This is a genomic window from Aeromonas sp. sif0611 (genome assembly GCF_019218845.1).
In the GTDB taxonomy this organism is placed as follows: domain Bacteria; phylum Pseudomonadota; class Gammaproteobacteria; order Enterobacterales; family Aeromonadaceae; genus Aeromonas; species Aeromonas media.
The window spans coordinates 341,406-362,354 of the sequence record NZ_JAHUWU010000004.1; the positions used below are offsets into that span (position 1 = coordinate 341,406).

Below are 20,949 nucleotides of genomic sequence, written 5' to 3' on the forward strand. Positions count from 1 at the left end.
CGACACACATCGTTTAACGTAAGCGCAACATTGTTAAACAAACTAAACGGGAGCAGGACGCTCCCCTCGCCACCCCAAGGACGCACCATGAAGAGCCTGAACGACTGGATCCTGCTGGACCAGCACCCCGTCTCCCCTACCCCGCTGATGCCCGCCCCCGAGCGGATCCGGGCCGGCAACCCGAGCCAGACCCTCTGGAACCACTATTCGGATCCCAGCCAGCAGTTTCACGTGGGCTTCTGGGCCTGCGAGCCGGGGCGCTGGGCCATTCACTACACAGAGCACGAATATTGTCAGCTGCTGGAAGGGGAAGCGCGGATCCACGACGGCCAGGGGGGCGAACTGCACCTCAAGCCGGGGGATCAGTTCGTCATCCCGGCGGGCTTCGTCGGCGAGTGGGAGACCCTCACCCCCTGTCGCAAGCTCTATGTGATCTTCGAGCCCGCCGCGACTTGACGCCAACGTCAACCAGGGCCCTGTCTGCGGCCCTTTTTCATGCCGGCCAGGTTGACGTTTGCGGCATGATTTTGTGCGGTTTTCCCGCTTGCAAAAGGTTTTTGCACTAGGCATTGTGATTGGCGAGGAATGTAAATGGAATTTCGAGCCCAAACGTGGGGGGCTCATATAAAAATCAAGAGGATTACCGCCAATGTGTTCTATTTTCGGCATTCTGGACATCAAGACCGACTCCGCCGCCTTGCGCAAATCGGCCCTGGAGATGTCCAAGCGACTGCGTCACCGCGGGCCTGACTGGTCCGGCGTCTACAGCTCCGACAAGGCCATCCTGGTGCACGAGCGCCTGGCCATCGTCGATCCGGGCAATGGCGCCCAGCCGCTCTACAACCCGGAGCGCACTCACGTATTGGCCGTCAACGGCGAGATCTACAACCACAAGGAACTGGAGAAGAATCTCAAGGTCGACTTCCAGTTCCAGACCCACTCCGACTGCGAGGTGCTGCTCGCCCTCTACAAGGAGAAGGGCCCCGCCTTCCTGGACGATCTGAACGGCATCTTCGCCTTCATCCTCTATGACGCCGAGCAGGACGCCTACCTGATCGGTCGCGATCACATGGGGATCATCCCCCTCTACACCGGCCGCGACGAGCATGGCAACTTCTACGTCGCCTCCGAGATGAAGGCCCTGGTGCCGGTGTGCAAGAGCGTCGAGACCTTCCCACCGGGACACTACCTCTGGAGCAAGGATGGCGAGCTCAAACAGTGGTACAAACGCGACTGGATGGAATATCAGGCGGTCGAGCACAACGTCAGTGACAAGGCCGAGCTGAAAGCCGCCCTGGAAGCGGCGGTCAAACGCCAGCTGATGTGTGACGTGCCCTACGGCGTGCTGCTCTCCGGCGGTCTGGATTCGTCCGTCATTTCCGCCATCACCAAGCTCTATGCCGCCCGTCGGGTAGAGGATGACGGCAAGAGCGAAGCCTGGTGGCCCCAGCTGCACTCCTTCGCCGTGGGGCTGGAAGGCTCGCCGGACTTGGCCGCCGCACGCAAGGTGGCCGATCACCTCGGCACAATACACCACCAGATCCACTTCACCGTGCAGGAAGGGCTGGATGCCCTGCGGGACGTCATCTATCACCTCGAAACCTATGACGTCACCACCATCCGCGCCTCCACGCCGATGTATCTGATGGCACGCTACATCAAGGCGATGGGGATCAAGATGGTGCTCTCCGGCGAAGGCTCCGACGAGCTGTTTGGCGGCTACCTCTACTTCCACAAGGCCCCCAACGCCCGGGAGTTCCACGAGGAGAACGTGCGCAAGCTGGCCTCCCTGCATCTGTATGACTGCCTGCGGGCCAACAAATCGATGGCCGCCTGGGGCGTGGAGGGCCGCGTGCCCTTCCTCGACAAGGAGTTCATGGACGTGGCGATGCGCCTGCAGCCCGCCGACAAGATGTGTGGCAACGGCAAGATCGAGAAGCACATCCTGCGGGAAGCCTTCGAGGAGCTGCTGCCCCACGAGGTGGCATGGCGCCAGAAGGAGCAGTTCTCCGACGGCGTGGGCTACTCCTGGATTGACAGCCTGAAGGCCATGGTCGAGACCGAAGTGACGGATCAGATGTTCGAGGCGGCGGCGTTCCGCTTCCCCGTCAACACTCCGCTCACCAAGGAGGCCTACTTCTACCGCGCCATCTTCGACGAGCACTTCCCGCTGGAGTCCGCAGCCCGCACCGTGCCCTACGGCAAGTCGGTCGCCTGCTCCACCCCGACCGCGCTGGAGTGGGATGCCAAGTTCAAGGAGATGGCCGACCCCTCCGGTCGCGCCGTGATGGACGTCCACCAGCAGAGCTACTGATCCGCAATCGGACAGAGCCCGACCAAACAACAAGGCCCCTCTCGAGGGGCTTTGTTGTTTTCTGCCATTTCATTCCCGCTTTTTTGCTTCTCTCCTTCTCTGTTTGCGGCTTGGCGAAGGGGCTCGCTCGTGTCACATTATTCCGGCTTGGAAGCAACAACGACAATACAAGGAAGAGACGATGAAACGACTGTTACTGCCCCTGGTGCTGGGCACCCTGCTGTTCAATGGTGCCGCACGCGCGGGTGACCACCTCTGGGCCAGGGGCTTGCCCGATTACAGCCAGGGTTATGACGAGACACGGGATCCCGCCAAGGATCTGCTGGCCGCCACCGCCAAGGCGCAACAAGAGGACAAGCAGGTATTGCTGCTGGTGGGGGGCGAGTGGTGCAGCTGGTGTCAGGAGATGAACCGCTTCCTGGATCGGGAGCCCGAGCTTGCGCACCAGTTCAACCGGACCTTCGTGGTGGTCAAGGTGAACGTCAGCAAGGAGAACAAAAACGCCCCCTTCCTCAAGGCCTATCCAGAATATCTGGGGGTGCCCCACTTCTACGTGCTGGACGCCAGAGGCAAGCTGCTGGAGTCCTTCAATACCGGATTGCTGGAGAAGGGGAAAAGTTACGATGAGGTCAAGTTTGGCAAGTTTATCAGCTACTTTGAGCGCCAGGATGCTCGTAGCTGACAAGCCTTGACCATGATGCAAACACCCCGCACCGTCAGGCGACCGTGCGGGGTGTTTGTTGTTTATCACGGGGAAGAATCAGGCTTGCGCATCCGGCTGATTGGCGGGAGCGGCCTTGACAAAGGCCTGCAACTGCTCGCAGTTGGCGACGATGCGCGCGATGGTGGGGTAGTCGTCCAACGTCATGTTGAAACGGTGGGCGTTATAGACCTGGGGCACCAGCATGCAGTCCGCCAGGGTCACCTCGTTGCCCACGCAATAGACGCCGGCCGTGGTCATCAACAACTGCTCCAGGGCGGTGAAGGTCTCGTCAATCCAGTGGCGATACCAGGCATCGCGCGCCGCATTGCCCTGCCCCAGCTCCTGCTCCAGGTAGTTCAGCACCCTCAGGTTGTTGAGGGGGTGAGTGTCGCAGGCAATCATGTTGACTATCTGGCGCACCCTGGCCCGCTCCTCGGGAGCGGAGGGCATCAGGGGGTAGGCCGGATAGGTCTCGTCGAGGTACTCCATGATGGCCACCGACTGACCCAGCTGCACATCCCCGTCGATGAGAAAAGGCACCAGCCCCTGGGGATTGACCCGGCGATAGGCCTTCTCTTTCTGCTCACCCTGTCTCAGATTGACCGGGTGCTGCTCATAACCAAGTCCCTTGAGTTGCAGCACCAGACGTACGCGAAAGCTGGCCGATGAACGCCAATATCCAAACAACTGCAGCATATTATGTCCCTATGGTGGCAGGTGTCTGCCACCTGCCGTGTCGCCTGGGCCGACCTTGGCCGGCCCAGGCCTTGCTAGCTCGTCTGACTGGCGTCCCCTTGCGTGACCCGTTGCAAAATGGTGCCAAACAGACTCATCCCGTTGCGATCCTGCATCGCGATGGACACTGTATCACCAAAGCGCAGAAAGGGTGTAGTGGCTTGACCTGACTCGATAATTTCCAGCATCCGCTGCTCGGCGAGGCAGGAGGATCCCCGGCTTCTGTCGTAGTTGGAGACGGTGCCCGAGCCTATGATGCAGCCAGCGCCAAGGGGTCTGGTCTTGGCTGCGTGGGCAATAAGCTCGAAGAAGTTGAAGGTCATGTCCAGCCCCGCATCCGGCTCCCCGAACAGGGCACCGTTGAGCTGGGTCACCAGGGGCAGATGCACCTTGCCCTGCCGCCAGTCGCTTCCGAGCTCGTCCGGGGTGATAGCCACCGGCGAGAAGCTGCTGGAGGGTTTGGACTGGAAGAAGCCAAAGCCCTTGGCGAGCTCCCCGGGAATGAGGTTGCGCAGGCTCACATCGTTGACCAGCATCAGCAGCTTGACGTGCTCCTCGGCCCCCTGTGCGCTGGTGCCCATGGGCACGTCGTCGGTGATGACGGCCACCTCAGATTCAAAGTCGATGCCCCACTCCTCCGACCCCATGACGATGGGGCCGCGGGGAGCGAGGAAGCTGTCGGAGCCCCCCTGGTACATCAGGGGATCGTGCCAGAAACTCTCCGGCATCTCGGCGCCACGCGCCTTGCGCACTAGCTCCACGTGGTTGACGTAGGCGCTGCCGTCGGCCCACTGGTAGGCGCGGGGCAGCGGGGAGAGGCAGGCGGTCTCATCGAAGGGGAAGGCATCGGGGCAGGCGCCGTCGTTGAGAGCCTGATAGACGGCGGTCAGTCGGGGAGCGAGTTCGGCCCATTCGTCCAGTGCCCCTTGCAGGGTGGGGGCTATGTCGGCCACGGCCACCGCCCGGGTCAGATCCCGGCTCACCACCACCAGGGCGCCATCGCGCTTGCCATTGTTCAAGGTTGCCAATTTCATATCGAATTCCTTATTTGCCGGGTGTGCCGTCTGGCCGCTGCCAGCTGGACACATAGTGGGGATTCTCTATCCCCTCGCAGATCTGGCCGACTCCCAGGGCATCCCGGGTGTCGAGCATCACGGCCACCTCGTCGGTGAAGGTCTTAGCGTGGGCCTGCCCCGCCGCAAAGGCCTTGGGATGGGGACCGTGGGTGAAACCGGCGGGGTGGAAGGTGACCATGCCCCGCTCTATGTTGTCCCTGCTGAAGAAGTCCCCGGCGTGGTAGAAGAGCACTTCGTCAAAATCGTCGTTGCTGTGATAGAAGGGCACCCGCAAGGCACCGGGATCGCTCTCTATGGGGCGCGGCACGAAGGTGCAGATGACGAAGCGGCTCGCCACGAAGGTGGAGTGGGCCGAGGGCGGCAGATGGTAGCGGTGGCTCATCAGGGGGCGGATGTCCCGCCAGTTGAGGCGCACCACGCAGAGATCCCCGTGCCAGCCCTGGGCATCCAGGGGGTTGAAGGGCCAGGTGATGACAGAGACCTGATCGTGGCGCTTGACCTGCAGCGACCAGGGATTCTCGTCCTGCTGGGCCAGGAAACACTCATCGATGGCGGGTACGTCAAGGGCCGCCGAGTCGAAGATGGCGTGGTTGCCCACCAACCCCTTGTCCGGCAGCTGATAGCTGTCCTCGGTCGCCTCTATCATCAGGATGAAGAGCGGCGCCGTCGGCTCGATGCGCCACATGGTGCCGCGGGGGATCACCACATAGTCCCCGTCCCGCAGGGTGAGATGGCCGTAGTCGCAGAAGAACTCCCCGCCCCCCTCGTGGATGAACAAGAGCTCGTCGCCGTCGGCGTTGCGCACCAGAAACGGCATTGTCTCGGTCAGGCGCCACATCCGGTAGCGGCAGTGGGGGTTGCTGAGCAGATCCGGCATCACCCAGGGGGAGAGGGAGCTCACCGCCTCGCCGAGGGCATTGAGATCGAACAGCCGCGGTCGCAGCGGCCCCTCCCAGCTGCTCCAGTCGGTGGGGGCATGCTTGTGGTGCATGTGGGTGGCCGGTCCGAAAAAGCCGCTGCGCCCGAGCTCGCGCTCGTAGATGGCCTGCTCGGGCAGGTCGGCGTGGGCCTGGCGGGAGTGGGTCCCCTCCCGGTGGGGGAAACTTATCCAATTACGCATGGCTGTGTATCTCCCATGAAATGAATACCGGCCGACGAGCTAGCATCCCGTTACGCATCGCTCGGCTCCCCCTTCTTCTCGCCCTGCTCGGTTCCGCTCAGCACCCCACGGCGGATCTGATCCAGTTCAATGGATTCGAACAGTGCCTGGAAGTTGCCCTCGCCGAACCCCTCGTTGCCCTTGCGCTGGATGATCTCGAAGAAGACCGGGCCTATGACGGTGTCGGTGAAGATCTGCAGCAGGATGCCGTCCTTGGTGGGCGAGCCGTCGATGAGGATGCGCAGCGCCTTGAGCGCCTCCAGATCCTCCTGATGCCCCTCCACCCGGCTGTTCACTTTCTCGTAGTAGGTGTCCGGGGTCGGCATAAAACCGGTTCCCCGCCCGCGCAGAGTGCGGATGGTCTGGTAGATGTCGCTGGAGGCCAGTGCTATGTGCTGGATCCCCTCCCCCTTGTACTGGCGCAGGTACTCCTCGATCTGGGACTTGTCGTCGGAGGATTCGTTGATGGGGATGCGGATCTTGCCGCAGGGGGCCGTCATGGCGCGGGAATGCAGCCCGGTCAGCTTGCCTTCGATGTCGAAGTAGCGAATTTCCCGGAAGTTGCCGATCCGCTCGTAGAAGTTGGACCAGACGTCCATGTTGCCGCGATGGACGTTGTGGGTCAGGTGATCGATCTCGTAGAGCCCCGCATCCACCTCGGCCATGCGCGCCTGCCAGTCGGGATAAAAGACGAAATCCACGTCATAGATGGAGCCCTGCTCGCCGTAGCGGTCGACAAAGGAGAGGGTGCTCTCGCCGATGCCGTAGATGGCGGGGATGTTGAGCTCCATGGGCCCTATCTTGCCGACGAAGGGTTTGGCCCCCTTGGCGATGGCATACTGCTGGGCACGGCCCGCATCCGCCACCCGAAATGCCATGCCGCAGACGCTGGGCCCGTGCAGGCTGGCAAACTGCTCCGCCTGGGAGTGGGGCTCGGCGTTGACCACGAAATTGATATCCCCTTGGCGGTAGAGCCAGCACTGCTTGTGCTTGTGTCTGGCCACCTCCGCAAATCCCAGGGAGACGAACAGCGCCTTGAGGGCGGCAATGCCCTTGAGATCCGGGGCCGTGTACTCGACGAATTCGAACCCATCGGTGCCGAGGGGATTGATGGTATGGGAACGGGAAGAAGAGGTCGTCATGATGCGCTCCTTGCGATGGATTGATAACGAAACGGGTCACACCGGGGCCACGACAGGCAGTCGCCACCGGCGTTGTTAACAACTTGTTTCATTAGAAGCAGGGGCGGAGCAGAAGAGAAGAGGCGGGTTTCAGATAGTTTGGCGAGAACTACCGCCAGAAGATGTAAATAGATTGTGACATTACAGCCTGAGCCTTGCGGACAGCCCCACGGCGCACCGCAAGGCTGTCAGCTTTGCCTTACAACCGCCAGTTTTTCACCTCGAGATGGGGCAGGCTGCCCCTGGCCTGTTGCAGCCGGCGGGCGCTGGGATTGATGAGCCAGGCCTCCTCCCCCAGTGCCAGCAGCGGCAGATCATGCAGGCTGTCACTCAAGGCCAGCGTGGCGCCGAGGGCGCGGATCCCGGGCAGGATCTTGTGCCAGCCGTGGCAGTAAAAGCGCGGCACCAGGCCGCCGAGACGATAGTGCATTCGCGAGCCGATGATGCGATGGGGCAGCTGTGGCAGTTGCCGATGGAGCTGTGCCCGGACCAGGGCGCGGGGGCTGGCGGAAAGCACCCAGCAACGGTGCCCTTCGGCCAGCAGCAGGGCGCGTGCCTCCCGAAACAACCCCGGCCGGGTGTGGCAATAGGCCCGCACCAGCTGGCGCCAGCCGAGTGGCGAGAGCCCCAGGGTGATGGCCCACCAGATAAGCGAGATCCCCTGACGCCGCAGGCTGGGCACCAGATACACCAGGCCACCCAGTGCGATCACCGGCAGCAGCAGCAGTGGCCAAAGCCGGCGGCGCAGGATGAAGCGCAGCAGGCCGGCGTGACTGTCCCCCGGCGCCAGGGTGTCGTCAAAGTCGGCCAGGATCCAGCCCGAGCTGGGCGCCCCGCGTGAGCTTGTCATTCACTCAATCCCGCGATGGCGGCGTGCAATTCGGGCAGGAGGAACAGCGCCCCCTCATCCGGTGGGCAGACGAGATCGAAAGCCTCCCCTGCCAGGGTAAACTGCAGGCGCCAGGCATGCAGGTAGCCGCGATCGGCGGCCGTGCCACCGTAGCGCGCGTCCCCGAGGATGGGGGCACCAATGCTCTTGAGGGCGACCCGGATCTGGTGGGTCTTGCCGGTCTGGGGCTTGATGCGATAGAGCCGCAGCCCCTCCCGCACCGCCACCGAATCGAACCAGCTGATGGCCGGGCTCTGCTGGGTGCGGGCCAGCATCCAGCTGCCGCCACGCCCTTTCTCCATGTCCCCCTTGACCCAGCCCTGCTTCTTCTTCGGCTTGCGATCGGAGAGGGCCAGATACTGCTTGCTCACCTCCCGGGCGGCAAAGGCCATGCTGAGGGCCCGGTTCGCCTCCGGGGTGCGCGCCAGCAGCACCAGTCCCGAGGTCATCTTGTCGAGGCGATGGACAGGATAGAGTTCGAGGCCGGTATCCATCTTGACCCGATTGACGAGCCCGGGCTCACCGCCCTCGTCATGCATGCCAAGGCCTGGACCCTTGTTGATCACCATGAAATCTTTGTGCTGCAACTGTATCCGGTACATCTATAACCCTTTAGAATGTGATTTGTTAACAAGTTGAATGCGGGCCTGCTGGCCACCCCATGGATCCTCAGCACAAGAATCGCACGGATGACGAGATACCTGTTTTGGCTGCTATTGCTTGGCGCCAGTTACGCTTTCCCTGTCCAGGCAAGTGACCGTCCCCATGAACCTCCGGATCGGGTCGTCTTGCAATTGCGCTGGCTGCATCAACCCCAGTTCGTCGGCTACCACATGGCCAAGGCCAAGGGTTTTTACGCCGAGGCCGGACTGGACGTCGAGATAAGACCCGGCGGCAAGGGCATAAGCCCGGTCCAGGAAGTACTCAGCGGTCGCGCCGACTTTGGCGTCGGCAACACCGAGGTGCTGACCGGCTACGCCAATGGCGAACCCCTGCTGGCACTGGCCAGTGTCTACCAGCACTCCCCGTCCATCTTCCTGGCCCGTCGCGACAGCGGCATTCTCACCGTTGCGGACATGCGTGGCAAACGGATCATGATGTTCCCCGGCCATCAGGACGCCGAGCTGCTCGCCACCCTCTACTATCAGGGGCTGCACGAACGCCAGCTCATCCCGGTGCCGACCTCGGTCAACATCGACGATCTGATCGCCGGCAAGATAGACATCTTCAACGCCTACCTGAGCAACGAGCCTTTCTACCTGGAAGAGCGCGGCGTCTCGGTCTCCGTCATCAATCCCCGCAACTACGGCATCGATTTTTACAGCGACATCCTGTTCACCACTCAGGACGAGGAGCACACCAACCCGGATCGGGTGGCGCGGTTTCGGGCCGCGAGCCTCAAGGGGTGGCGCTACGCCCTCGCCCACCCGGCCGAGGCCATCGACCTGCTGCGCAAGGAGTATGGCGTCAACCGCAGCCAGGCCCACATGGAGTACGAGCTGCAGATGAGCAAGGAGATGATACAGCCGCTCTATGTGGAGATCGGGTATATGAATCCGGATCGCTTCGCCCACATCATGCAGCAACTGGTCGAAATAGGGCTGGTTCCAAAGCCGGTGCCACTGACCCATTTTCTCTATCAGGCCCCCTCCGAGCAGTGGATCTTCTGGCGCCCCTGGTTCTTGCTGAGCCTGGGGGTCGGCAGCATCATACTGCTGCTCGCCCTCTATCTGCTCGCCAACAACAAGCGACTCTACCGGGAGGTGGCCCTGCGCAAGCAGCGGGAGCAGGAGATACTGCTGTTGGCCAGGCGCGATCCCCTCACCGGATTGCCCAATCGCCTGAACCTGATGGAGCAGTTGAAAGCACAGGTAAAGAGCGACAGCCCCGGCTGCCTGCTGTTCTGTGATCTCGATGACTTCAAGCGAATCAATGACAACTTTGGCCACAGCCAGGGGGATGCGCTCCTCTGCCAGCTGGCTCAGCGGATCAACGATGCCATCGGCCATCACCGTTTCTTCGCTCGCCTGGCGGGAGATGAGTTCATTCTGCTGTTGCCCGGCTACAACACCCATCAGGCAGAGGAGGTCACCGAGGTGATCCGGCAGGCCATGGAGGCCCCGTTCGTGGTCAATGGCCAGCCCATGCAGGTCGGGATCAGCATCGGGGTCAGTCACTACCAGAGCGGCTGGAGCCCAGAGCAATGGCTCATCCAGGCGGACAGGGCCATGTATTGCGACAAGAACGGCGGCTTCATTGCGCTGGCGGAGCAATCCAGCTGACAGTGCCATCAACGGCGGGGCCACCCACAGCGCTCACGTAACAAGGCCACCCCAGGGTGGCCTTGTTGTCATCTTGTGTTTGCTCGAGGTGGACGTCAGCCGAAGGTCTGCCCCAGGGATTTGAGCTGGCGCGCCTTGGTGAGCAGGATGTCGCTCGAGGCATCCATGTCGTGCATCTTGTTGCTGTTGGTGTGGGAGTGCTGGGAGATGGCGTTGACGTTTCGGCTGATGTCCTCCACCACCGCCTGCTGCTGCTCGGCCGCCGCCGAGATCTGAGTCGACAGATCCACTACCCGCTCTATCTCCGTCAACACCTGATGCAGGCTCTGTGACCCCTGCCGGGTCAGGGTCACACAGGACTGGGTCTGCTCCAGATTCTGTTGCATCATCCCCTTCCAGCCATTCAGGGTACGCTGGATCTGCCCTATGCTGCCCTGGATCTGCTCGGTCGCCTTGTGGGTACGGGTAGAGAGGGTACGCACCTCGTCAGCCACCACGGCGAAACCACGCCCCTGCTCCCCTGCCCGGGCCGCCTCGATGGCGGCGTTGAGGGCCAGCAGATTGGTCTGATCCGCGATGCCCTGGATCTCGCTCATCAGCACCCCGATGCGATCCGACTCCTCCGCCAGCGCCACCGCCGCCGTGAAGGCGTGTTCGGCCTGGGTAGCCAGCTCGGTGACCCTGTGCTGGGTATCCTCCAGCTGCTGGTCTGTATGCTGGCAGTGCACCTTGGCCTGGGCAATCTGGTTGTCCGTCTCCTGGATGTTGCGGGCTATTTCATGGGCCGTCGCCGCCATCTCGGTGATGGCGGTCGCCACCTGCTGGGTCTGGATGTCCTGCTCGGCGATGTCGGCGCTCGCCTCGCTGGAGGCCGTCTTGAGATGGACCGCCAGATCCTGCAGGGAGAGGGTCGCATCGTCTACCCGCCCGAGCACGGTGCGGATCCTGGCCTGCAGCAGCTTGATGTGGAAATCGGCGATGGCGCTGGGTTCATCCCCCGAGTAGATGAGCCGGGTCAGGCTGTCGTACTCCTCGGCCAGCTGTTGCAGATAGCGGGGGGTGGTGATGATGGCGTGGCGATAGAGGAGGCCAAGCCACAAAAGGGGTAGCAGCATAAACAAGGCCCCCAAGGGCCCGGTCAGATAGGCACCCGCCGCCAGCATCGACAGGAGCCCGGCGATGGCCAGCCCATGGCGCACGGGGCGCAGGCTCAGGCCCGCCTTGCGATCCCCCCGCTCCACCGCCCTCAATCTCCCGTAGGTTGCGGCGGCGACGGCCTTCATCGCGGGCTCGGCCCGATTGCGTACCGACTGATAACCGCTTATCCGCCCCTGCTCGAAGATGGGGGTGACATAGGCATCCACCCAGTAGTAGCGACCATCCTTGCAGCGGTTCTTCACCATGCCGCGCCAGGGCTTGCCCTGCTTCAGCTTGCCCCAGAGATCGGCGAAGGCCGCCTTGGGCATGTCAGGATGGCGCACCATGTTGTGGTGCTGGCCTATCATCTCTGCCCTGCTGTATCCCGCCACCCGGCAGAAGTGGTCATTGGCATAAGTAATGACCCCCTGAAGATCCGTGGTGGAAACCAACTGTTCACTGGACGGAAAATCCACCTCTTCATCAACGAGATGAATCTGGGTTCTGTTCATGGCGCACGCCTCTTGTTTGATAACTCAGTTAGCGTAGTCAAGCCATGGCAGCCAGGCCAACGCGGCCCCTCAGGCAGTGGGGATGACTGAGAGACAGGCCTCTGGATCCATGATGGCGCCCTCAGTTTTCCGCCGCCGGACGGCATTCACGCTCCCGGATCAGCTTCTTGTTCACCTTGCCGACACTGGTCCTGGGGATCTCCTGCACTATGTGGATCTGGCGCGGAATGGCCCAGCGATTGATGCGACCGCTGTCGACGAACCCCTGCAGGTGGGCCTTGATGGCCTGTGCATCCAGATGCGACCCCTCCTTGCCGACCACCAGGGCCAGGGGCCGCTCCCCCCACTGCTCGTCCGGCACCCCGATCACGGCCACCGCATGAACGTCGGCGTGGGCGCTGATGAGGCTCTCCAGCGCCAGCGAGCTTATCCACTCGCCCCCTGTCTTGATCACATCCTTGATGCGATCCCTGATCTCCACAGTGCCGTCCGGGGTGATGGAGGCCATGTCCCCCGTGTGCAGCCAGCCCCCCTCCCAGAGCTCGGCCCCCTTGCCCGGCTCTTTCAGGTAGCCCTGGGCCAGCCAGGGAGCACGCACCACTATCTCCCCCATGGTCTGGCCATCGTGGGCCAGCGCCCGGCCCTGCTCGTCGATGATGCGCAAGTCCACCAGGCCGATGGGCTTGCCGGTGCGGATCCGCAGCGGCAGTTGCTGGGCCATGGGCAGCGCCAGCTCCTCGGGAGCGAGGTGCACCACGCACAGCAGCGGGCAGGTCTCCGACATGCCGTAGCCGGCGTGTACCAGTATCCCCTGTCGGTGAGCCTGGGTCGCCAGCCCGAGCGGCAGCGCACTGCCCCCCAGCAGCATCTTCCAGCCCGCAAGGGAGGTCTTTGCTGCCTCCTCGCTGTCGAGGATCATCTGCAAGATGGTCGGCACGCAGTGGGAGAAGCTCACCCCCTCGTCGCGGTAGAGCCGCACCAGCTTGTCCGGCTCGTAACGTCCCGGATAGACCTGCTTCACCCCCAGCATGGTCGCCACATAGGGGACGCCCCAGGCATGGACGTGGAACATGGGGGTGATGGGCATGTAGACATCGTCTGAGCAGAGCAGCGACTGGCCCGCATGGGCCGCCAGGGTGCCCAGTTCATTCAGGGTGTGCAGCACCAGCTGGCGGTGGCTGAAATAGACCCCCTTGGGATCCCCAGTGGTGCCCGTGGTGTAGAACAGGGTCGCCACCGAATTTTCATCGAAGTCGGGGAAGTCGAACTGGTCGTCCGCCCCCGCCAGCAGAGTCTCGTACTCTCCGAGCAGCGGCAGACCGGTGGAAGGCGACTCCCCATCGGTCAGCCGGATATAGCCGCGCACCGTGGGCAGCCTCTCCTGGATGCTCTCCATCATGGGCAGGAAGTCGTCATGAACCAGCACCAGATGATCCTCGGCGTGGTGCATGGTGAAGGCGATCTGCTCCGGCGAGAGGCGCACGTTCACCGTGTGCAGCACGGCGCCTATCATGGGCACGGCGAAGAAGCATTCGAGGGAGCGGTGGCTGTCCCAGTCCAGCAGGGCGACCGTGTCCCCCGGCCCTATGCCCGAGGCCGTCAGCAGGTTGGCGAGGCGGTGGATGCGCTGGTTGAGGGTGCGATAGTCATAGCGCAGTCGATCTGCATAGACTATCTCCCGGTCCGGGTGCTGACGCACCCCGGATAACAGCAGGCTCTTGATCAGCAGCGGATAAGCATGGGCTCCCTGGGCTGGCGGTATGATCCTTGTCTTCACCATACGGACTCCTTCCGATTCGTGTCTGGGCGCAGGGGAGCCTCTCTCCCCTCGCCATCTGGGTTAGCGGGCGTCGAGACGCCGCAGCAAGGCCTCGGCATGGGGCCAGGGGCCAAATCCGCTCGCCGGGTTGAGGTGTCCCACGGCCCCGGCATCCACCAGCTCGCTCCCCCAGTCCTGGGCCAGGGCACGCACCGCCGCCGGGCTCGCCAGGGGATCGTTTTGGCTCATCACCACCAGGCTCGGAAACGGCATCTTCATGCGGGGCAGCGGGTGCCAGCCTCCGGCCTGCATGGCTTGAGGGCTCGGGTAATGGGATGGCCAGCTGGCATCCAGATCCGGCGGCGTCACCAGCAGGGCGCCCCGGATGGGGTGACGATGCAGGGCTTCGCCCTGCTGCGCCACCCAGTGAGCCAGCATCAGCACCCCGGCGCTGTGTGCCACCAGGATCACCGGGCCCTGGATGCGTGCCAGCGCCTGCGCTATGGCCTCGACCCTGGCCTGGCAACTCAGCTTGTCCGAGGTCAACGGCGGCACTGTCACCACCTTCTCAAGCCGCTCGGCGAGCAGGGTCTGCCAGTGATCCGCCACGTGGTCGCGCAGGCCGGGCACTATCAGCACTGTGGCCTCGGGCTGAAATGTCTTCATCTCTCTTCCCCTGTTCAGGCGCTCCGGCGACGGCCGGATGACATCAGGACCACAGTAAGGTGCCAGCCCCCCGGCTGCTTTACCTTGGATGCCATGGAGTTGTCTTTATATGACAGGAGCCTGATGGCGTGAGCGCCACCGGGCTGCATAGAACCGGACTCGAAAGGCCATGGATCTGGCTGGCACGCAGGGTCATCACATGGCACCTGCGACTAATAGATCAGTTAATAAGCACTTTCCAACTTGTAAACGAAATGATAAAAACCAGTTAACAACAAGCAACCAGCAGATGAGCTGTCGCCATGGGAATTGCATCATGACCCTCCTTGCCAGAGCCGCCACCCTCACCAACTATCTCGATGTCGCCCGCCAGCTGGGCCTCAATACCCCCAACCTGTTGTCGCAAGCCGGCCTCAGCGCCTCCATTCTGGATGTGCCCAATCAGCGCATCCCCGTCTCCACCATCGTCAACCTGCTCGAGCTGTCCGCCCGGACCGGGAACTGCCAGAGCCTGGGCCTGCGCATGGCGGAGCATCGTCAGCTGTCGGACTTTGGCGAGGTAAGCCTGCTGCTGAGCTACCAGCCCAACCTGCGCGAGGCCTTGCAGGTCATAGTCCAGTACATTCACCTGTTCAATAATGCCCTGGCCATCTTCATCGAGGAGGCGGGCAAGGCGGTGATCATTCGCGAGGAGATCATCACCGACGCCCCCATGCCCTCACGCCAGGCCACCGAGCTCGCGGTCGGCGTCATGTATCGCTTCTGTGCGGCCCAGGTCGGGGTCGGCGCCAACTGGCATCCCATCAGCGTCAACTTCACCCATGATGCGCCGGCGGACCTCGCCATCCACAAGCGACTGTTCGGCTGCAAGCTGGAGTTTGGCAGCGAGTTCAACGGCATCGTCTGTCACGCCGCCGATCTGGACATTCCGAATCCCCTGGCCAACCAGGCCATGGCCCGCCATGCCCGCCAGTACCTCGACACCCTGCTGGTGGAGACCCAGCAATCCCTGCTGACCGACGTACGCAAGGCCGTCTACCTGCTGCTGCCCATGGGGCGCGCCACCATAGAGCAGATCGCCCGCACCCTGGGGATGAACGTGCGCACCCTGCAGCGTCATCTGGAAGAGAGCGGAGCCACCTTCAGCGAACTGGTCAACGACGTTCGCCGGGATCTGGTGATGCGTTATCTGCAAAACTCCGGCTACTCCCTCGGCCACATCGCCGACATGCTGGGCTACTCCATGCCCAGCTCCTTCACCCGCTGGTTCAACGCCCAGTTCGGCATGCCGCCGGCCACCTGGCGCTCCCGCCACAAGGGCGTGATGGCGCAACCCGCACGCGCCGGCCTCGCCTACGGCTGAGACTGCTGAGCATTGGCCAGACGAGAGCAGGGAGGCATCCAGCCTCCCTGCTCTTTTTCTCCTTCTGCATGTTCTGTCGTCTTGCTAGCTGGCGTCAGCGCCCACCGGGGTGCAGGGCTTGCCGCCCTCTTGAACATCCCCCTCCCGGTATGCACGGGTCGCTGCCGCCCCGGTACCGGACAGCAGGAAGTAGGAGAGCGCCGGCACCCCGATCAGGGCCCCCAGCATGTTCCACAGGAACATGAAGGTGAGCAGTATGCCCATGTCGGCCTGGAACTTGATGGGAGACCAGATCCAGCCCACCACACCGGCGGCCAGGGTGATCCCCACCAGCCCCACCACCCGGCCGGTGAAGGCCACGGCCTGGCGATAGGCGTCCACCAGTGACATGCCCTGGCGCTGATGGTGCAGTTGCACGCTCAGCAGGTAGAGCGCGTAGTCCACTCCGATGCCGACCCCGAGCGCAATTACCGGCAGGGTTGCCACCTTGACGCCGATCCCCATGAATACCATCAGCGCCTCGCACAGCACCGAGGTGAGCATCAGGGGCACCAGCGCCACCACGGTCGCCCGCCAGCTGCGAAAGGTGATGAGGCAGAACAGGGTCACCGCCAGATAGACGTAAAGCAGCATGGTGCGGTTGGCCTCATGCACCACCATGTTGGTGGCGGCCTCGATGCCGGCACTGCCCGCGGCGAGCAGGAACTGGCGATCCGCGGTGCCGTTCTCCTCGGCAAACCGCTCGGCGATGGCCACCACGCCGCTCAGGGTCTCGGCCTTGTGATCCTTCAAGTACGCGATCACCGGCATCAGGGAGCAGTCGGTGTTGAACAACTCTGGGGTGTTCACCGAGGCCTGCTGGGCGGCATAGTTCAGCACGTTCTGGTTGCGCTGGAGGCTGGCGAGTCTCGGGTTGCCCTCATAGGTGCCGGCGGTGATCTGGCGCACCGCGTTGACCAGCGAGCTGGTGGCCTGCACGCCGGGATGCTGCTGCAGCTCCCACCCCAGGCGATCCGCCAGGATCAGGGTCCGGTAGTCGAGGCACCCCTCCGGCGCCGTCTTGATCATGACGGCAAAGAGATCGCTCGAGAGGGCGTAGTGGCCGGTGATGTAGGCGTTGTCCTTGTTGTAGCGGGAATCCGCGCGCAGCTCGGGGGCCCCGCTGTCCAGATCGCCCACTTTCAGGTTCAGGCTCACCAGGTAGCCGCCTATCCCCATGGCCAGACCCAGCAGAACCACAACGGTGGCCCACTTGCGCTCGGTGCAGCGATCCAGCAGCGCCCAGAGTCTGCCGAACCCCTGGTTGGCGGCGGCGTGGGTCTCTATCCTGAGCGCTCGCTCGGCCGCCTTGCGGCCCACCCCCACATAGGAGAGGGCTACCGGCATCAGCAGCAGGGAGGTGAAGATGAGCACGGCCACCCCGATGCTGGCGGTGATGGCGAGATCCTGAATGACCGGGATGTCGATCAGCATCAGCACAGCGAAGCCCACCGCGTCGGCGAGCAGCGCCGTGACCCCGGCCAGGAAGAGGCGGCGGAAGGTATAGCGCGCCGCTATCTGGCGGTGGGTGCCACGGGCGATGTCCTGCATGATGCCGTTCATCTTCTGGGCCGCGTGGGAGACCCCGATGGCGAAGATGAGGAAGGGCACCAGCACCGAGTAGGGATCGATGGCGTACCCCAGCCAGGCGACCAGCCCAAGCTGCCACACCACGGCGATGAGCGAGCAACCCACCACCAGCAGGGTGCTGCGCACGCAGCGGGTGTAGAGGAAGATGATGACGAGCGAGGTGACTACCGCCAGGGCGAAGAAGAGGATCACCTGAATGAGGCCATCAATGAGATCCCCCACCAGCTTGGCAAAACCGATCACCCGGATCTTGTACTGACCCGTCCCCTCCTCCCCCGCCTGGTGCGGCTTGCCGTCAAATTCAATCTGGCTGCGCAGCTGCTCGATGCGCTGGGAAAAGGCATGGTAATCTAGGGGCTTGCCGGTGGCCGATGCCTTGTCCAGCAGGGGCACGATCAGCATGCTGGACTTGAAGTCGCTCGCCACCAGGCTGCCGACGATGCCGGCCCGGTTGATGTTCTGGCGCAGTTGCTCGATGTCGGCGGGCTTGCCCTGATAGGCATCCGGCATCACGGGCCCGCCCTGGAACCCCTCCTCGGTCACCTCGGTCCAGCGCACCGCCGGGCTCCACAGGGACTTCATCCAGGCCCGGTCGACCCCTTCCGTCAGGAACAGCTCGTCATTGACCCGTTTAAGTACGCCGAGATAGTCGGGGTCGAAGATGTCCCCCCGGGTATTCTCCACCACCACCCGCACCGAGTTGCCGAGGCCACGCAGGGAGTCCCGGTTCTCCAGGAAGTTTTTGATGTAGGGCTGGCTCTGGGGGATCATCTTCTCGAAGCTGGGTGCCAGCGCCAGGCGGGTCGTCCCCATGTAGCCAAGCACCAGGGTCGCCAGTGTCATCAATAACATGAACAGGGCTCTATGGTTGAACACCAGCCGCTCCAGCAGGTTGCCGGAGTGCCTGTCGAACTGTGCCAACTCGCGGATCACCGGCATTGCATCTTGCTTCACATGGCCCATCTCTGGATCCTCGTTATCGTTATGGGGCCGTCATCCGGTGACGGCCTGCTTTCACACACGTTATTTGGCCGCAGTCGGCATGCGCACCCCGCGGCTGCCCACCAGCGCCAGGGTGCCATCGGCGGTCAGGGCGGCGCCCGCCACCGGCGATGGCTCGGCCTGGGGCAGCAGCGTGAGCGGCTCGTTGCCACGCTGGAGCAGCATGTGACCGGCCTGGGTAAACAGGCGGAACTGGCCATCGGCCCCCTGCATCGCGGTGCTGATGCTGATGGGCAGCGGACTGGCCAGCCGTACCCAGTGCTGGCCGTCATCCGTGCTGCGATAGGCATGGCCGCGCAGCCCGTAGATCAGCAGCTCGCCGGGTCGGCCGATGAGGCCGAAGAAGCTGCCGTCATAGGGGCTTGGCAAGGAGACGAAACGCTGCGTCCCCGAGTCCCACTTGCGCAGCAGGCCCTGCTCACCCACGAGATAGAGGTCGTCACCGGCCCGGGCGATGGCATTGAGGTGCAGCCCCTGGGGGTTGTCGGTGCGATCCTGCAGCGGTGTCCAGCTTTGGCCACCATCCTGGGTGCGCAGGATCAGGTTGAAGACCCCGACCACGTAGCCGACCCTGTCATCCTGGAACCAGACGTCGAGCAGCGGCTTGTCGGCCCCCTCCTCCACCAGGCGCTGGCCCTCCTCCACCCATTGCGGCCACTGCGCGCTGTCTGGCTCGGCACGGGCCAGCGCCGTGTAATGACGCAAGACCAGTTCCCCGATCTGGCGGCCATCCAGCTGTTTTTGCCAGCTGGTGCCGCCATCCTGGCTGTGCAGCACCACGCCATCCCCCCCCACCGCCCAGCCCTGCTCGGGAGTAGGGAAGACGACGGCGTTCAGATCCGAGCTCACTGGCACCCTGGCCTGCTGCCAGCCCTTGCCTTCGTCGTCGGAGTAGAGGATGTGACCCCGCTGCCCCACCGCCACCAGCCGCGACCCGGCACGGGTCAGATCCAGCAGGGGGCTGTATCGGGCCAGGGCGCTCGCCCTGGCCGGCAGATCCAGCACGTCGATGTATTCAGACGCCAGCACGGCACCCTGCATCAGCAGGGCGCAGCATAGCGCCAACTTGTTGAATGAACCCATACGTCCTTGTCTCCATATGCGCCGGGCACGCCGGCACGAACAGCCGGGAGCCGGGCTCGCCTACGGCGAGCCTGGTTCCCGTCAGCGTCAGCGGATCCCCGCCCCGGCCAGAGACTCCGGCGACCACTTTGCCTTCGACAGGGAGGTGCCGTACTTGATGCCGCCGTAGGGACCCACCACGCCGTTGATGTTGTAGCTGCCCGCCACCAGGTCATAGATCATGAAGGGCGTCGCATCCGGGGTCTCCTTGTCGTAGCTCTGGCTCAGGAAGGCAAAGGAGCCGCGATAGAGCTGACCACGGGCGTCGTACTGATCGGAGGCCAGCGCCACCCAGCTGTCTTCGTCCAGGTAGAAGCGACGCTTTGCGTAGATGTGGCGCTCCCCGGCCTTGAGGCTGCCCTCCACCACCCAGACCCTGTGTTTCTCCCAGCGCACGTGATCCGGTGACAGGAAGTTCGGGGTGGTCAGGGCACTGGCATCGGGCTGATAGGTCAGTCGATAGGTGTTGTAGGGCACGATCATCTCCTGCTTGCCCACCAGCTTCCAGTCGAAGCGGTCCAGCGCGCCGTTGAACACGAACACATCGTCATAGGTGCCCGCCCCCGAGGTGCCCGGGTTCGGGGTGTCATAGGCCAGGTTCGGCGCCAGCTTGACCCGGCGCTGCCCCGGCAGGTACTGCCAGGCCTTGCGCGGCTGCTCCAGAGGGTTGGCGGCATCGCGCAGCATGATGGCCTCGCCGGCGCGCCGGGCCGGCCCCGTGTAATGGAGCTTCATCTGGTAGTAGGTGTCTTTGGCCGAGATGGGCTTGGTCATGTCCTCGTAGATGGCGTAGTTGATGAAGGCCTGCCCCGTGGTGGAGAGGGCCGCGACCCCGGCAGAATCGACGTTCCAGGAGTCGTACTTGGTGGCGATGTTCACCCCCTGGTAGCGCAGCAGGAAGTTCCACATCGCCTCGGCCCCGCTCTTGGGGATCGGGAAGGGAATGCCCGGCAACACCTTGTCCACCGCCATGCCCCCCGCCAGGGTGGTGGCGTTCAGCGCGTTCTGCTTGGTGTTATCCAGCACCGCCTGGGGCAGCGCCACGCTGCGATGGGTCGGATAAACGTCCACCCGGAAGTCCGGGAAGCGCTTGAGCAGCTCCGCCGTGGTGGCGGTCAGCGCCCCCTGGTATTGCGCCGCGTTCTTGCCGGTGATCACCTGCAGCGGCTGCTCGCCCGCATACGGATCCGGGCGCATGCTGTCACCGGCCTTGAAGCCGGTGGGGGGCGTGGTCAGCCCCCCGCTGTAGGCGGGGATGCTGCCGTCGGCATTGGCGGCCGCGTCGGCGCCCACCAGGGTCAGGCTGGTGCCGAGCTGCTGTGCTTCACTGCTGGAGACGGCGGCCAGCGCCTGGCCCGCAAGGGCCAGGGTGAGGGCGGCGGTCAGCATGGTCTTGTTGAATGTCATATCTCGTTCTCCG

Annotated in this window: 17 protein-coding genes; 5 read left to right on the forward strand and 12 right to left on the reverse strand. The window is 63.5% G+C overall.

Annotated features, from left to right (window positions below; all coding sequences use genetic code 11):
- The first annotated feature begins 87 nt into the window (after positions 1–87).
- The 3 genes from KW824_RS12690 (at position 88) to KW824_RS12700 (ending at position 2,996) form a co-directional block, all read left to right on the forward strand.
- Positions 88–456 carry a cupin domain-containing protein gene (locus tag KW824_RS12690; RefSeq protein WP_005330238.1) on the forward strand — a complete coding sequence of 123 codons (369 nt, stop codon included), beginning with the start codon at positions 88–90 and terminating at the stop codon, positions 454–456.
- Positions 457–649: 193 nt separating this feature from the next.
- Positions 650–2,314 carry an asparagine synthase B gene (gene asnB, locus KW824_RS12695; RefSeq protein WP_171273670.1) on the forward strand — a complete coding sequence of 555 codons (1,665 nt, stop codon included), beginning with the start codon at positions 650–652 and terminating at the stop codon, positions 2,312–2,314.
- 181 nt (positions 2,315–2,495) lie between these two features.
- Positions 2,496–2,996, forward strand: a complete 501-nt coding sequence (locus KW824_RS12700; RefSeq protein WP_218409963.1) for a thioredoxin family protein — start codon at positions 2,496–2,498, stop codon at positions 2,994–2,996.
- A 78-nt stretch (positions 2,997–3,074) separates the two neighbouring features.
- On the opposite strand, the gene maiA is transcribed toward KW824_RS12700, so the two are convergent.
- From maiA to KW824_RS12730, 6 genes are all read right to left on the reverse strand, one after another.
- On the reverse strand, positions 3,075–3,713 hold the full coding sequence (gene maiA, locus KW824_RS12705; RefSeq protein WP_218409964.1) for a maleylacetoacetate isomerase: 639 nt from the start codon (positions 3,711–3,713) through the stop codon (positions 3,075–3,077).
- Between the two features lie 74 nt (positions 3,714–3,787).
- Positions 3,788–4,786 carry a fumarylacetoacetate hydrolase family protein gene (locus KW824_RS12710; RefSeq protein ID WP_218409965.1) on the reverse strand — a complete coding sequence of 333 codons (999 nt, stop codon included), beginning with the start codon at positions 4,784–4,786 and terminating at the stop codon, positions 3,788–3,790.
- A gap of 10 nt (positions 4,787–4,796) precedes the next feature.
- Positions 4,797–5,948 carry a homogentisate 1,2-dioxygenase gene (locus tag KW824_RS12715; RefSeq protein ID WP_218409966.1) on the reverse strand — a complete coding sequence of 384 codons (1,152 nt, stop codon included), beginning with the start codon at positions 5,946–5,948 and terminating at the stop codon, positions 4,797–4,799.
- A gap of 50 nt (positions 5,949–5,998) precedes the next feature.
- Entirely contained in the window at positions 5,999–7,129 is a 1,131-nt protein-coding gene (hppD, locus tag KW824_RS12720; RefSeq protein WP_043129621.1) for a 4-hydroxyphenylpyruvate dioxygenase, read from the reverse strand.
- A gap of 238 nt (positions 7,130–7,367) precedes the next feature.
- Positions 7,368–8,018 (reverse strand): HAD family hydrolase, encoded by a 651-nt coding sequence (locus KW824_RS12725; RefSeq protein ID WP_218409967.1) that lies wholly within the window; start codon positions 8,016–8,018, stop codon positions 7,368–7,370.
- Entirely contained in the window at positions 8,015–8,659 is a 645-nt protein-coding gene (locus tag KW824_RS12730; RefSeq protein ID WP_218409968.1) for a TIGR01621 family pseudouridine synthase, read from the reverse strand. The genes KW824_RS12725 and KW824_RS12730 overlap by 4 nt, the downstream gene beginning before the upstream one ends.
- An 87-nt stretch (positions 8,660–8,746) precedes the next feature.
- Between KW824_RS12730 and KW824_RS12735 the strand changes: the two genes are divergently transcribed.
- Positions 8,747–10,339 carry a GGDEF domain-containing protein gene (locus KW824_RS12735; protein ID WP_218409969.1) on the forward strand — a complete coding sequence of 531 codons (1,593 nt, stop codon included), beginning with the start codon at positions 8,747–8,749 and terminating at the stop codon, positions 10,337–10,339.
- A gap of 95 nt (positions 10,340–10,434) precedes the next feature.
- On the opposite strand, the gene KW824_RS12740 is transcribed toward KW824_RS12735, so the two are convergent.
- The 3 genes from KW824_RS12740 to KW824_RS12750 form a co-directional block, all read right to left on the reverse strand.
- Entirely contained in the window at positions 10,435–11,988 is a 1,554-nt protein-coding gene (locus KW824_RS12740; protein ID WP_218409970.1) for a PAS domain-containing methyl-accepting chemotaxis protein, read from the reverse strand.
- A 121-nt stretch (positions 11,989–12,109) separates the two neighbouring features.
- Positions 12,110–13,768, reverse strand: a complete 1,659-nt coding sequence (locus KW824_RS12745) for a fatty acid--CoA ligase (RefSeq protein ID WP_218409971.1) — start codon at positions 13,766–13,768, stop codon at positions 12,110–12,112.
- Positions 13,769–13,828: 60 nt separating this feature from the next.
- The gene (locus tag KW824_RS12750) at positions 13,829–14,413 is read right to left on the reverse strand and encodes an alpha/beta hydrolase (protein ID WP_218409972.1); all 585 of its coding nucleotides are present in this window, start codon (positions 14,411–14,413) and stop codon (positions 13,829–13,831) included.
- A 316-nt stretch (positions 14,414–14,729) separates the two neighbouring features.
- On the opposite strand from KW824_RS12750, the gene KW824_RS12755 reads away from it, so the two are divergent.
- Positions 14,730–15,776 (forward strand): AraC family transcriptional regulator, encoded by a 1,047-nt coding sequence (locus KW824_RS12755; RefSeq protein WP_218409973.1) that lies wholly within the window; start codon positions 14,730–14,732, stop codon positions 15,774–15,776.
- A gap of 84 nt (positions 15,777–15,860) precedes the next feature.
- Here KW824_RS12755 and KW824_RS12760 read toward each other — a convergent pair whose 3' ends face one another.
- From KW824_RS12760 to KW824_RS12770, 3 genes are all read right to left on the reverse strand, one after another.
- Positions 15,861–18,359 (reverse strand): RND family transporter, encoded by a 2,499-nt coding sequence (locus KW824_RS12760; protein WP_371316618.1) that lies wholly within the window; start codon positions 18,357–18,359, stop codon positions 15,861–15,863.
- A 69-nt stretch (positions 18,360–18,428) separates the two neighbouring features.
- Positions 18,429–19,490, reverse strand: coding sequence for a YCF48-related protein (locus tag KW824_RS12765; protein ID WP_218409974.1), 1,062 nt, complete (start codon positions 19,488–19,490; stop codon positions 18,429–18,431).
- Between the two features lie 87 nt (positions 19,491–19,577).
- The gene (locus tag KW824_RS12770; RefSeq protein ID WP_218409975.1) at positions 19,578–20,936 is read right to left on the reverse strand and encodes a DUF1329 domain-containing protein; all 1,359 of its coding nucleotides are present in this window, start codon (positions 20,934–20,936) and stop codon (positions 19,578–19,580) included.
- Positions 20,937–20,949 lie beyond the last annotated feature (13 nt).